This is a genomic window from Nonomuraea sp. NPDC004354 (assembly GCF_053602555.1).
The window spans coordinates 137,080-149,111 of record NZ_JBSGDV010000009.1; the positions used below are offsets into that span (position 1 = coordinate 137,080).

The 12,032-nt window shown below is 68.4% G+C and carries 14 protein-coding genes; 9 read left to right on the forward strand and 5 right to left on the reverse strand.

The features are described 5' to 3' along the window. The first annotated feature begins 3 nt into the window (after positions 1-3). Positions 4-993 carry a polyprenyl synthetase family protein gene (locus ACWENQ_RS24805; protein WP_449915204.1) on the forward strand — a complete coding sequence of 330 codons (990 nt, stop codon included), beginning with the start codon at positions 4-6 and terminating at the stop codon, positions 991-993. 488 nt (positions 994-1,481) lie between these two features. Here ACWENQ_RS24805 and rarD read toward each other — a convergent pair whose 3' ends face one another. Next, positions 1,482-2,423: an EamA family transporter RarD gene (gene rarD, locus ACWENQ_RS24810; protein ID WP_449915201.1), complete on the reverse strand. Its 942-nt coding sequence runs from the start codon at positions 2,421-2,423 to the stop codon at positions 1,482-1,484. A 113-nt stretch (positions 2,424-2,536) separates the two neighbouring features. Between rarD and msrA the strand changes: the two genes are divergently transcribed. The 4 genes from msrA (at position 2,537) to ACWENQ_RS24830 (ending at position 4,733) form a co-directional block, all read left to right on the forward strand. Then, entirely contained in the window at positions 2,537-3,190 is a 654-nt protein-coding gene (gene msrA, locus ACWENQ_RS24815) for a peptide-methionine (S)-S-oxide reductase MsrA (protein ID WP_449915198.1), read from the forward strand. A gap of 268 nt (positions 3,191-3,458) precedes the next feature. Continuing rightward, positions 3,459-3,767, forward strand: a complete 309-nt coding sequence (locus tag ACWENQ_RS24820) for a type II toxin-antitoxin system prevent-host-death family antitoxin (RefSeq protein WP_452416358.1) — start codon at positions 3,459-3,461, stop codon at positions 3,765-3,767. Positions 3,768-3,769: 2 nt separating this feature from the next. Next, the gene (locus tag ACWENQ_RS24825) at positions 3,770-4,288 is read left to right on the forward strand and encodes a type II toxin-antitoxin system RelE family toxin (protein WP_449915190.1); all 519 of its coding nucleotides are present in this window, start codon (positions 3,770-3,772) and stop codon (positions 4,286-4,288) included. Positions 4,289-4,412: 124 nt separating this feature from the next. Beyond that, positions 4,413-4,733 (forward strand): hypothetical protein, encoded by a 321-nt coding sequence (locus tag ACWENQ_RS24830; RefSeq protein WP_452416360.1) that lies wholly within the window; start codon positions 4,413-4,415, stop codon positions 4,731-4,733. Positions 4,734-4,843: 110 nt separating this feature from the next. Here ACWENQ_RS24830 and ACWENQ_RS24835 read toward each other — a convergent pair whose 3' ends face one another. Then, positions 4,844-6,649, reverse strand: a complete 1,806-nt coding sequence (locus tag ACWENQ_RS24835; protein WP_452416362.1) for a sensor histidine kinase — start codon at positions 6,647-6,649, stop codon at positions 4,844-4,846. Continuing rightward, positions 6,646-7,332, reverse strand: a complete 687-nt coding sequence (locus tag ACWENQ_RS24840) for a response regulator transcription factor (protein WP_452416364.1) — start codon at positions 7,330-7,332, stop codon at positions 6,646-6,648. Before ACWENQ_RS24840 ends, ACWENQ_RS24835 begins: the two co-directional genes overlap by 4 nt. A gap of 90 nt (positions 7,333-7,422) precedes the next feature. On the opposite strand from ACWENQ_RS24840, the gene ACWENQ_RS24845 reads away from it, so the two are divergent. Both ACWENQ_RS24845 and ACWENQ_RS24850 read left to right on the forward strand, forming a co-directional pair. Beyond that, on the forward strand, positions 7,423-8,172 hold the full coding sequence (locus ACWENQ_RS24845) for a L,D-transpeptidase (RefSeq protein WP_452416365.1): 750 nt from the start codon (positions 7,423-7,425) through the stop codon (positions 8,170-8,172). A 29-nt stretch (positions 8,173-8,201) separates the two neighbouring features. Further along, entirely contained in the window at positions 8,202-8,411 is a 210-nt protein-coding gene (locus ACWENQ_RS24850) for a hypothetical protein (protein WP_452416366.1), read from the forward strand. A gap of 161 nt (positions 8,412-8,572) precedes the next feature. Here the strand turns inward: ACWENQ_RS24850 and ACWENQ_RS24855 are convergent, their stop codons facing one another. Then, positions 8,573-9,694 (reverse strand): serine hydrolase domain-containing protein, encoded by a 1,122-nt coding sequence (locus ACWENQ_RS24855; RefSeq protein ID WP_452416367.1) that lies wholly within the window; start codon positions 9,692-9,694, stop codon positions 8,573-8,575. Positions 9,695-10,354: 660 nt separating this feature from the next. Between ACWENQ_RS24855 and ACWENQ_RS24860 the strand changes: the two genes are divergently transcribed. Together ACWENQ_RS24860 and ACWENQ_RS24865 are read left to right on the forward strand one after the other, a co-directional pair. Further along, positions 10,355-10,825, forward strand: a complete 471-nt coding sequence (locus ACWENQ_RS24860) for a hypothetical protein (RefSeq protein WP_449915173.1) — start codon at positions 10,355-10,357, stop codon at positions 10,823-10,825. 20 nt (positions 10,826-10,845) lie between these two features. After that, positions 10,846-11,175 (forward strand): hypothetical protein, encoded by a 330-nt coding sequence (locus ACWENQ_RS24865; protein WP_449915170.1) that lies wholly within the window; start codon positions 10,846-10,848, stop codon positions 11,173-11,175. 319 nt (positions 11,176-11,494) lie between these two features. Here the strand turns inward: ACWENQ_RS24865 and ACWENQ_RS24870 are convergent, their stop codons facing one another. Further along, positions 11,495-11,977, reverse strand: a complete 483-nt coding sequence (locus ACWENQ_RS24870) for a hypothetical protein (protein ID WP_449915167.1) — start codon at positions 11,975-11,977, stop codon at positions 11,495-11,497. Between the last annotated feature and the right edge of the window lie 55 nt (positions 11,978-12,032).

Genomic DNA, 12,032 nt, shown 5'->3' on the forward strand with positions numbered 1-12,032 from the left:
TATATGTCTGCGCCACCGGTTGTTGATCTTCCTATCGACGATGAGCGGTTGGCGCAAGACCTTGCCAGCGGTCTCGCCTCCGTCGAGAAACTGCTGCGCACGTCGGTCGAGAGCGAGGACGCCTTCGTCACGGAGGCGTCCAAGCACCTCATCGAAGCCGGCGGCAAGCGTTTCCGCACGATGATGGTGCTGCTGGCCGCGCAGTTCGGTGATCCCTCCGCGCCGGGCGTCGTGCCCGCCGCGGTGGTGATCGAACTCACCCACCTGGCCACGCTTTACCACGACGACGTCATGGACGAGGCCCCCGTCCGCCGCGGCTCTCCCTCCGCCAACGCCCGCTGGGACAACACGGTGGCCATCCTCACCGGCGACTACCTGTTCGCGCAGGCGTCGGAGATCCTCGCCGACCTCGGCGCCGAGGCGATCAAGATCCAGGCGCAGACGTTCTCCCGCCTGGTGCGCGGGCAGATCCGCGAGACGATCGGGCCCGCCGAGGGCGTCGACCCGATCCACCACTACATCAGGGTGCTGGCCGACAAGACCGGCTCCCTCATCGCCACCTCGGGACGCTTCGGCGGCCTGCTGTCCGGCGCCCCCACCGACGTGGTCGAACGGCTGTCCAGCGCGTGCGAGGCCATCGGCGTGGCCTGGCAGCTCGGCGACGACCTGCTGGACGTGGCATCGGAGTCCGCCGAGTCCGGCAAGACGCCCGGCACGGACCTGCGCGAAGGGATCAGGACGCTGCCCGTCCTCTACGCGCTGGAGTCGTCGCCGTCGGCCCGATTGCGGGAACTGCTCCAGGGGCCGGTGGCCGAGGAGGACGTCGCCGAGGCCCTGCGGCTGCTGCGGGCCGACCAGGGGATGGCGCGGGCCCGGCAGGAGCTGGAGTCGTGGGTGAACAGGGCGCGGGCCGACCTGGAGGCGCTGCCGGACATCCCGGCGCGGGCGGCGTTCCTGGCGCTGTGCGACTACGTGGTGGAGCGGTCGGGCTGACTGGCCGCTCGGGCCGTCCTGGAGGCGCTGCCGGACATCCCGGCGCGGGCGGCGTTCCTGGCGCTGCCGGGCTGAGGGTTCGCTCAGCCGTCCGTCGGACGTCGGGCGTCGGGCCGGTCGGCTCACGGCGTAGCGCTGTGCCGCCGCCTTGAGGAGGCGGCACCTCTCGCCCCTGCGACCGGCGCGCTCGGCCGGCGTGTGGCGGCCGAGGACGGCGTCGCCACTGCCGTCGCCCGCATCGTCGACCGTGCGGGATCCCCGCCTGACGGACTCATCCTGGGGTGATGCGTGGTCGGCGCACCGGTTCGTCCACCTGCCGGGCTTGCCTACGCGCTGGACTTCAGGGGGGCCGTGACGGCGGGGGCCGAAGTCCTGCTGGGCGGGGTTTCAGGGGCGCCGTGACGCCGGGGGTCCTGCTGGGCGGGGTTCAGGGGCGCCGTGACGGCGGGGACCGAAGTCCTGCTGGGCGGGGCGCCCGCGCCGGGCGGTCAGCGGTGATCGGCTGGGGCGCCGGACCGGCTTGCCGTACCGGAGAGAACGGGTTCGGGTTCCGCGCGGCGGGAGCGCCGCGCCGCCCTGAGGCTGTCGTAGGTGAAGATCACCAGCGCCAGCCACACGATCGCGAAGCCCGCCCACCGGCTGGCGGGCATCGTCTCCTTCGCGATGAGCACGCCCACCAGGAACTGCAGGATCGGCGCGATGTACTGCAGCAGCCCGATCGTGGTCAGCGGCACCCTGATCGCGCTGGCCGTGAAGAACAGCAGCGGCACCGCCGTCACCAGGCCGCCGCCCGCCAGCAGCAGCGCGTGCCACGGCCCGTGGTCACCGAACGTCGCGCCGCCCGACTGCTCCAGGTACACCAGGTAGGCCAGCGCCGGCCCCAGCAGCACCAGCGTCTCGACCGTGAGGCTCTCCGCGGCGCCGACGTTCGCCTTCTTCTTCACCAGGCCGTAGATGCCGAAGCTGACCGCGAGCGTGAGCGCGATCCACGGCAGCCGGCCGTAGTCCAGGGCCAGCACGAGGACCGCCAGCGCGCCGAACCCCACCGCCGCCCACTGCAGCGGCCGCAGCCGCTCCTTCAGCAGGATCACCCCGAACAGCACGCTCACCAGCGGGTTGATGAAGTAGCCGAGCGCCGACTCCACCACGTGGCCCGAGTTGACGCCGTAGATGTAGGTGCCCCAGTTGGCCGTGATGAGCAACGCCGCCAGCCCCAGCAGCCCGAACTGCCTCGGCTCCAGGTGCCTGAACCACGACCAGTGCCTGCGTACGGCCAGGATCGCCACCACCGCCACCAGCGACCACGCCATGCGGTGCGCCAGGATCTCCATCGGTCCGGACGGCTTCAGCAGCGGCCAGTAGAGCGGAAAGAGGCCCCACAGGGAGTAGGCGGCGACACCATAGAGCACACCACGGCGTTGGTCAGGCATGTAACCCATCTTCGCCCCTTACTCCATTAAATACAAATGCGTATTGCTATCTGGGATGATGTAGGGACTCTTAAGTGTTTCGACATAGGGTTGATGGAGGAGGAGGTACAAAGATGGGCTGGCTGTTCGGCTCGCACAAGACATCGATGGTGAACCCCTCGGACGCCCTACCCGGACGTTCGACACCGATACCCGTCCCCGCCCGCCACGCCGTCCTCGACGCTCCGCTCGTCGGCGCGCAGGGCGAGATCGCGGACTTCGGGCTCGGCTGCTTCTGGGGCGCCGAGCGGAAGTTCTGGCAGACCCCGGGCGTGATCTCCACGGCAGTCGGGTACCAGGGCGGCTACACGCCCAACCCCACGTACGAGGAGGTGTGTTCCGGCCTCACCGGACATGCCGAGGTCGTGAGGGTCTGGTACGACCCCGCGAAGGTGTCGTACGCCGACCTGCTCAAGGTGTTCTGGGAAGCGCACGACCCCACCCAGGGCATGCGCCAGGGCAACGACATGGGCACGCAGTACCGGTCGGCGGCGTACTTCCACTCGCCCGAGCAGGAGAAGGCGGCGCTGGCGTCCCGGGACGCCTACCAGCAGATGCTGAGGTCGGCGGGCTACGGCGACATCACGACCGAGATCGCCCCGGCCGGCGAGTTCTACTACGCCGAGGAGTATCACCAGCAGTACCTTCACCGCAACAAAAACGGCTACTGCGGGATTGGAGGGACCGGGGTCGCCTGCCCGGTGGGCGTCGCGCCTGCCGGCGAGTGAACCGGGAGATCTTCAACGAGGTCGCGGTCCTGTGGGCGGAGCACTCGGGGCTGCCGTTCCCCGATGATCTGCGAGGCGCTGTCGGGTTGCGGTCGCGGCCTGAGAGGGCGCGGGGCCATGGCCGTCTCCTGCAGGACTCCCACAAGGACGGCGCGGCCTCGGCGGCACGGGCGTCTCCTGCCCGATGGGCGTCGCTCCGCCGGAGTGTGGGACAGGAAGTGCCCACGCTCCGATCGCGGTTCTGTATAGAAAGCTGTACAGTTGATGTATGACTGTTCTGCATGACGCTACTGAGTTGAGCGTCACCGAGGCGGCCCAGCGAGGGGTTGCCCGCCTGGTGGCAGAGGCGGAGCAGGGGGCCGACCTGGTGGTTACCCGTCGACGCCAACCGGTGGCGGCCGTGGTGAGCATTCGCCGACTCAACGAGTTGGAGGAGGCGGCGGCTGACCTGCGGGATCTGGCGCTTGTGCTCGCTCGGTCGGTCACGGACACGGGGGAGCGGGTCTCGCTCGATGAGGTGCTGGCCGCTTTCGGGCACACTCGCGAGTCGCTGACGGCCATCCCGGACGACGAATAGACATGTCCGACGTCGTCTTTACGGCACCAGCGGTCGATGACCTCCGACGCATTGGCCCAGACGCGGTGCCCAAGGTGCTCAAGAAGATCCTTCTCCTGTTGGACAACCCTGAAGCTGGTTACCCGCTCGGTGGGGAACTGACCGGTTTTCGGAAGCTTGTGGTCGGTCGCAACACCTGGCGTGTCGTCTACCGCATCGCCGACGACAAGTCGGTGGAGATCTGCGAGGTGTGGGCTGTCGGTGAACGGGCCGACGCGGAAGTCTACGCAGAGGCGACGGTGAGGGTTCGCGAGGCGGGTACCGGCCGTCCGGAGATTGTCCAGCTCGGCCAGGTGATCGAGCGTCTTGGCGCGCTGGCCGATCACATTCGGGTGGAGAAAGCGCCCCCTCGGGAACCGGTTCCAGATTGGCTCGCGGACCGGTTGATCTACACGGTGGGGATGGCTCGCGAGGACGTTGCCGCTCTTGATCTCCAAGAGGCTGTCGACTTGTGGGCGGAGTACCGGTCGAAGGTCCGTTAGGTTATGCATCCATTGCCTGAGGCGAAGCACTGCCATCAGCAGCACCTGGAGAAGAAGCCCGGCGACTACTGCGGGATCGGTGGGACCGGGGTCTCCTGCCCTGTGGGCGTCGCGCCTGGGGCGAGTGAACCTGGAGATCTTCAACGAGGTCTCGGTGCTGTGGGCGCAGCACGTCGGTCGACCGTACCCGAGCATGGGAGAGGTCTTCCCGGACTTCGTGCTGGCCGAGTCTTCTATGGCAGGCATCGCGACCTCGTACGTCGGCTCCCGACGGGGTGAGATCGATGCGGAGCAGCGGCGCGTCCTGAGCTCGTGCGCCCGTGATCTGCGCTGGGTGCTGAAGCGCGTTCGTGGCCGCGAGGCCCGTGTATATGTGGCCCGGTCCGTCAGGATCACGGACCTGATCCTCGGCCGGGTTGCGCCGGCCGATCGTCACAGTCAGTAACACTTCTCTCCAGGGTCACGGCCGGCCGCCTGCGGTTGCTCGCCGTGCTGCGGATCTCCGGTCGGTCGCGGTCGGCACCGCCAACGTGCTCCTGGTGGTACGGCGGGCCGCTACGACGGAAGACGCAGGGTGAACGTGGTGCGGACACCTGGCACGCTGGCGACCGTGGCTGTGCCGCCGTGCGCCTCGGCCAGGTTGCGCACGATGGCGAGCCCGAGCCCGCTGCCGCCGGTCTGGCGGTTGCGGGACTTCTCCGCCCGCCAGAACCGGTCGAAGACGTGGGGGAGGTACTCGGCGCGGATCCCGATCCCCGTGTCGGTCACCTCGACGACGACCTGGTCGCCATCCTGCCGAGCGCCCAGCGTGATGTGCCCGCCGCGTGGCGTGTAGCGCAGGGAGTTGGTCACCAGGTTGCCGATGGCCTGGCGGAGCCGTACCGGATCCGCGGTCAGCGAGGGGTCGTCGGTGACCACGGTGGTCAGCGTGAGCCCTGCGGCTTCGGCGCGGCCTCGGTGAGCGATGCTTACCTGGTCGAGGAGGTCGCCGAGATGGACGGGTTCGACGTGCAGACGGAGCTTGCCCGCGTCGGCGAGGGCGAGTTCCTGAAGGTCGTCGACGATGTGCTGCAGCAGCAGGATCTCCTCGACCAGCGAGGCGATCAGCGCGGGGTCCAACTCGGCGACGCCGTCCTGGGCGGCCTCCAGCCAGCCCCTGAGGTTGCTCAGCGGTGTGCGCAGCTCGTGGGAGACGTCGCTGACCATGGCCTTGCGCTGCTCCTCCATGCGCTGGAGGTGTTCCGACATCTCGTTGAACGCCGTGGCGAGCTCGCTGATCTCGCCGGTGGTCCTGACCGTGACGCGGGCGGAGCTGTCCCCGTCGCGCATCCGCTGCGCGGCGTGGGTGAGCGCGTTGACGGGCCTGACCAGGCGCCTGGCCGCCATGACGCTCACGCCCACGGTCAGCACGAGCACGAGGAGAGCGGCGCCGGCGATCGAGGGCAGCGGTATGAGCTGGCCGGTGGCCTCGACGGGGGAGCCGATGTACAGGTACGCCGCGGGGGCGACGTAGGGATCGAGTTGTTCCTTGCGGCCCGTGACGATGCAGGAGGAGATCACCTGATCGGTTTCGGCGGCCGGCGGCATCGGCTGTCTTTCCTTGGACACCCAGGCGAAGTCGAGACCGACCGAGCCTCTTCCCACGCCTTTGCCCTTGAGGCACCTGCTGACCAGGAGGTTGAGTTGTTTCAACGCGGCTTTCTCGGTGTGCGTCGGCGTGCTGAAGGTGGTGGCGTCGCAGCCGCTCATCACGACGGGGGCCGCAGTCGGCATCGGCATCGGCATCGGACTTTGCGCCGGTCTCGACTGCTGACCGACCCCCTGGTCGAGGGGCGTGACGAGGGGCCTGCCGGTGTTCGAGACGGTCACCTGTACGGCCTGCCCGGTGCGGGCCATACAGGCGGCGTAGGCGTCGGCGGCCTTCCTCAACCGCGCGCGGTCGCGGGCGGACAGCAGGAAAGGGCCCACCGCGCGTGGATCGATACGGTCCCTGGCCGCTCCCGGCACCAGGGTCACGTCCACGGCCAGCGGGTCGACGACGGCCGACACCTTGGCGGGCAGTGGGGTCCCGGCGGTCGCCGAGTCCGCGATGAGGGTGCCGCTCTCGGTGGCCAGCGCGATGCGGCGGCTGTTCTGGATAGCGAGGTCGCGCAGGGTGGGGGCGACGTCCGACCAGTTCGAGTGGCGGGACGCGTAGCCGAGCAGGCTGTTGTTGATCCGGGCGTCGCTGGCCAGCGTCTGGCCCTGCTCGCGCTGGATGGCGCCGGAGGTGCTGCTGGCAGCCAGCCATGCGGTCGCCGAGATCGAGCAGACCGCCACGACAGCCGAACTCGTGAGCAACCTGACGAACAACGACCTCATGCGTGGGTCAGTTTGTAGCCGACGCCGTACACGGTCAGCAGCCGGACCGGGCGGCGCGGATCAGGCTCGATCTTCTTGCGCAGGTTCATCACGTGCACGTCGACCGTGCGCTCGGTGATGAACCTGTCGAACCCGTGGATGCGCTCCAGCAACTGCTTCCTGGTGAACACCCGTTCCGGCTCGGCGGCCAGCGTCTCGATGATCCGGAACTCCGCGAGCGTGCAGTCCACCACCGTGTCCGCCGCGGTGACGGTGTGCCTGACCGGGTCCACGAGGAGATCGCCCGCCTGGAACACCCGCCGATCGCTGCCCTGGGACCTTCCGGTACGGCGCAGCAGGGTCCGCACGCGGGCCATCAGCTCACGCGGGCTGTACGGCTTGGCGACATAGTCGTCAGCACCGAGGTCGAGCCCCAACAGCAGGTCATCCTCGGTGGACCTGGCGGTCAGCATCAGGATCGGCAGGTCGGACTCCGCGCGCAACGCCCGGCAGACGTCCAACCCGTCGACCTTCGGCATCATGACGTCGAGCACCATGAGGGCGGGGTCCGCTCGCCGCGCCTCGTCGATCGCGGAACGCCCGTCGTGCACGACGTGGACCTCATGGCCCTCCCGCTCCAGGTACCGCCTGAGCAGTTCGGCCTGCTTGGGGTCGTCCTCGGCGACCAGTACGTACGCGCACATGAGCCGAGGCTATGCCCATGTCAGGGATGCACATGGGATTCGCATGACAACCAAACAGGTTTCACACATTCTGTCGCCAGGCTGCGGCAGGTGAGAACCAACCTGCTTCGTACGGCTGCTGCGGCGACACTCGCCTTCCTGCTGACCGGCTGTGTGAGCAGCGCGGACAGCGCTGTACGGCGCGAGCCGGCGGCCGGCGCCGGTTCCGCGAGCAGCGCCGTACGGCCCGAGCCGGCGACCGGCGCCAGCTCGAAGATCGCGACCGTCAAGAGATCTCGGATCACGGTCTACAAGAACAAGGAGGGGGTGACCCAGAGGACGATCACGAGTCCCAACGACTACGGCGCGGCGCGTGTCTTCCTGGTGGAACGCGACGAGGGCGAATGGCTCCAGGTGCTGCTGCCGGTCCGGCCGAACGGCAGCAAGGGCTGGATCAAGGCCGCCGACGTGACGCTTGCGGAGACCTCCTACCGGGTGGAGATCGATCGCGGGGCGTTCAGGTTCACGGTCTACGACGGCGACAGGCCGGTCAGGACGGGCAGGGTCGCGACGGGCGAAGCGGGCACACCGACACCTCCAGGTCGTTACTTCTTCACCGAGCTGGTGAAGCCCGCCGACCCGGGCGGGGCGTACGGCGCCTACGCCTTCGGGCTGAGCGGCTTCTCGCCGGTGCTGAAGAGCTTCGCCGGCGGCCCAGGCCAGCTGGCGATCCACGGGACGAACAAGCCCTCCGCCATCGGCACGCGGGCCAGCCACGGCTGCGTCCGGATCAGCAACGACGACATCACCTGGATGGCGAACAACCTGGCGATCGGTACTCCGGTCGTCGTCCAGGGCTGAGGCCCAACGCGAATGAACAGGGGAATCCTATGAAGATCAAAGCCACGCTCATCGGCATCGGCGCGGTCCTGGCGCTGACCGCGGGCCTCGCAGGCTTCTCGGGCACGGCCACGGCCGATCCCACGAAGCCGGCTGCCTCGCCCGTCTCGCCCGCCCCGGCGCCGGCCGACCAGCGGCCAGTGGTCAAGACGACGGGGGGCCCGGAGCCCGTCGTCGCCAGGCCGGCCTACACCGGCTGATCGTGGCGCGACGCCGTAGCCCTCGGGTCTGCGGCGCTGCACCTTGGCACCCGCTCCTGCCCGCGGTCGCGTCAGCGACCAGGCCATCGCGGGCAGGAGCAGGACCCGGTGCGTCAACACCGCGTGCCAGAACATGAAGAGACACCGCCTTCCCGGATCGACTAGTCGACGCCGGTGGGGAGCGAGAGGCCGGCGTAGACCTGGTTGAGGACGGTGGGCAGCAGGGCCTGGGCCGTGGTCCTGCCGCCGGGCGACAAAGTCAGGTTCGTCCAGATCACCAGCGTGACCTCGTTGTCCGTGTCGTGGCCGATGAAGGAATTGAAGCCGGGCAGCTCACCGCCGTGGTAGTACATCGAGGCGTTCGGACCGAAGCGCTGGTAGGCGATGCCGTACCCGTACTTCTTCCCGTCGGGTGGCGCGGCCGGGTCCTCGGCTTGCGGGCTGTGGAGCCACTGCCGCTGGAACGCCGGGTTGAGGACCTTGCCCGTCACCAGGGCCTGGATCCAGGTGGCCAGGTCGTCCGCGGTGGAGATGACGCCTCCGGCGGCGGCCGCGTAGGAGGGGTTCTGATGGGTGTAGTCCACCGGCCGGAGCTTTCCTGACCGGGCCGCCGCCTGCACGTCGGCGGGGTAGGGCCGGTCGACCAGCGCGTAGGCCGTTCCGCCGTACATGTAGCCGTGCGAAGAGGGCATGGGGAGCGACAGGTCGTCGGCGGCGGGCAGCGAGGTTCCCGCCAGCCCGAGCGGGCCGAACAGCCGGTCCAGGAACTGCTGGGCCAGCGGCCGGCCGCCCGCCTTCTCGGCGACGAGACCCAGCAGCACGTAGTTGGTGTTGTTGTACTCGAAGGACGTGCCAGGTGCGAAGGTCGGCGGGCGGCGGAACGCGATGTCCAGCATCGCCTGCGGCGTCTGGGCCTTGCCCGGGTCGGCGTCCATGGTCGCCGCCAGTTCGGGGGCGTTGGTGTAGTTGTAGAGTCCGCTGCGCATCTTCAGCAGCTCGGCGATGGTGATGTGCCCGCCGTTGGGCACTCCGGGAACGTAGGCGGACACCGGGTCGCTCAGCCGGAGCTTGCCGTCCTGGGCCAGGAGGATGATCAGCGCCGAGGTCATGGTTTTGGTGTTGGAGGCGATCCGGAAGTGGTCGCGCGTGGTGGGCGGTCTGGCGGTGCCCAGCTCGGTCGTGCCGACGGTTGCCCGGAAGGTTCCCTGTGGGGTGCGGAGCAGGACCACCGCGCCGGGAACCATGAGCTTCTTCGCCGCACGTTCGACGGCGGACTGGAACACGGCCGGATCGATCGGCTTCAGTGCCGGCTGAGTGGGGGCGCTCGCCGTGGCCGTAGGTGTGGGCGACGCGTTGGAGAAAGCCGGGAAACTCGCCGCTGCGGGAAGGGCGTAGCCGGCGATCAGCAGGGCAGCGCTAGGTGCCAGCAGAGAGAGGCGGGCGGTACGCGACAGCCCGGGAGCGGCTCCCCTGTGAGGCGTACAGTTCGGCGCGCTGTCGTCAGCTCGGGAATTCCTCATGCCGGCATCACAGCCCCCGCGCTCGGCGGTTCAGTACCGTGGCCAAGGTGATGTGAAAAGGGGCGCGGCATGACCGCAGAGGCCAAAAGGAATAAGACCCGCGATTTTATCATCTTTTCGGCACGCCTAATCGGCTATTGACGCGCCGGCCAAAACGCTACCGCCGGCAGTACTTGGAGAAGAATCCCGGCTACTGCGGCATCGGCGACACTGGGGTCTCCTGCCCAGACTGAAAAGCATGGGCCTCAGCCTCACACCCCGCGTCTTGACCGCTTGGCTCTCCTGGGCCCTGCCTGGGCAGCGGTGTGGACTGTGTGGGCTCGGCGGGCGTGTTCGGCGATGACGGCTCCGTATCAGCTTTTGATCAGCCGCATCGATGGTCGATCGCTGACATCAGAACGTGTTCTGACATAAACTCGTCGAGTGAGCACCAGCCATGCCGACGCAGTGACCTTCTCTGATCTGTCGAGAAACCCGCGAGCGGTCGCCGAGCGCGCGGCACGCCTGGGACGCGTGCGCGTCACACATCGGGATGCTCCAGACTTCTACCTGACCGCGGCGGACCGTGAAGAGGAGCGCGAACGGACCCTGGCCACCGCGTCCCGGTTGTTCCTTGCCTTGATCAAGCACGATCCCACCGCGCGTGCGCTGGTCCTGGCCATGCCAGATGTCTTCCCTTGGGTTCGCCACCTGTCGTCGGACGAACTGCGTGCCTTCACTCTGGAACTGGTCGAAGCGCTCTCCGACGCGGCCGAGCTGGATGTCGATGCCACCACCCAGGAAGTCATCGCGGGGTGGCGGGCCACTGCCAGAATCAAGGCCGACCCCGCGCGCTACGCCGAGGCTCGCAAGCCCACGAGCGGCGACTTCGGGCCGGTGCAGGTTTCGGCGTGAGCCCGAAGCGGGGAGATCGAGTGACGGTGCCACCGCCGGATGACGAGTGGGATGTCCGCTTCGGTGCCAGTGACGCGGTCAGGGGCTGGGAGGAGCTGTGTCGTCATGCCCTGGCCAATACGCGCCGATGCCTCGAGGCGCTGCGGGCTGATCCCCGTTCAAGCTTCAGCCATGATCGGCAACATCGCCTACGCGGCGATCTCGCGACTCACCGTCACAACGGCAAGGATTTGGAGCAGTGGGAATTCGAGGTCACCAGTGGTGGGCGGGTGCGCTATGCGGTCGATGACGTCGCCCGTACCGTCTGGGTGATCTACGCGTCTCCTCGACACCCCAAGGACACCGAGTAGCCGAACGGCTACTGCGGCATCGGCGATACCAGCGCGCGTGCCCGGCGTCTGAGGCGCGAGGACCGTAGGCATGGGCCCGGCGGCCAATCTCTATCCGGCGAGCCGGTCTTCGTTCGCGCGTCCTTCGGATGGGTCACGTGTCTTCTGGAGGCGGTGTATTTGCGCGAGGCACTCCATCAGTTCGTGAACCTGCTGCCGGACGAGCAGGTCGCCCCTGTGCTTCGCCTTGCTGGGGAAGCAACGCTCGAGTTCGATCTCATCACTCAGGCCAGGACGGCGGCGGCCTGGTAAAAGCGTTCCCGGCCCCCGGCCTGCGCGGTCAGTCGCAGTACTTCCAGGTGCCTTCCGGGGTGCCTCCGTGGACGGCGGGCTGGGAGCCGATGCGGATCGTTCCGTGGAACTGGACGCACAGCTGGTCGGCGTAGGCGTAGACCGGGCCCGCGAACCACTTGTAGCGCGTGCTGCCGTCGGCCACCCCGATGTCAGGGCTGTCGTACTTCTTGTTCCTGTTCTTGTCCGCGAGGAGCGCGACGTAGAGATAGCTCGTCCGTCCGACGTAGGGGCTCGCCACCCGGGCTATGGCGCACTTCCTGCGCGTGAGGCGGCTGTGGTAGAGCGAGACGGTGCCGTAGACCTCCCCGTCCTTCGCTCCTACCGTGATGGGATAGCTGGCTACCTTGCGGAACGAGTTCCCTCGGCAGGTGCCCTGGGGGTAGGCCTGCGCGGGAGTGGCGGACACCAGGGTGAGGGCGGCCGCGGCGGTCAGGGCCGTGCCGCTCGCGATCCAACGTGTGATCTTCAAGGGGCCCTCGCGTGACTGCGCAGAAGATGGCTGTCGACCATCTCTGACAAGGGGA

Excerpts from the sequence above, each read along its gene's own strand:
- ACWENQ_RS24805 (WP_449915204.1), top strand. The coding sequence starts at position 4 with ATGTCTGCGCCACCGGTTGTTGATCTTCCTATCGACGATGAGCGGTTG.
- ACWENQ_RS24820 (WP_452416358.1), top strand. The coding sequence starts at position 3,459 with ATGACTGTTCTGCATGACGCTACTGAGTTGAGCGTCACCGAGGCGGCC.
- ACWENQ_RS24835 (WP_452416362.1), bottom strand. The coding sequence starts at position 6,649 with ATGAGGTCGTTGTTCGTCAGGTTGCTCACGAGTTCGGCTGTCGTGGCG.
- msrA (WP_449915198.1), top strand. The coding sequence starts at position 2,537 with ATGGGCTGGCTGTTCGGCTCGCACAAGACATCGATGGTGAACCCCTCG.
- ACWENQ_RS24825 (WP_449915190.1), top strand. The coding sequence starts at position 3,770 with ATGTCCGACGTCGTCTTTACGGCACCAGCGGTCGATGACCTCCGACGC.
- ACWENQ_RS24850 (WP_452416366.1), top strand. The coding sequence starts at position 8,202 with ATGAAGATCAAAGCCACGCTCATCGGCATCGGCGCGGTCCTGGCGCTG.
- ACWENQ_RS24840 (WP_452416364.1), bottom strand. The coding sequence starts at position 7,332 with ATGTGCGCGTACGTACTGGTCGCCGAGGACGACCCCAAGCAGGCCGAA.
- rarD (WP_449915201.1), bottom strand. The coding sequence starts at position 2,423 with ATGCCTGACCAACGCCGTGGTGTGCTCTATGGTGTCGCCGCCTACTCC.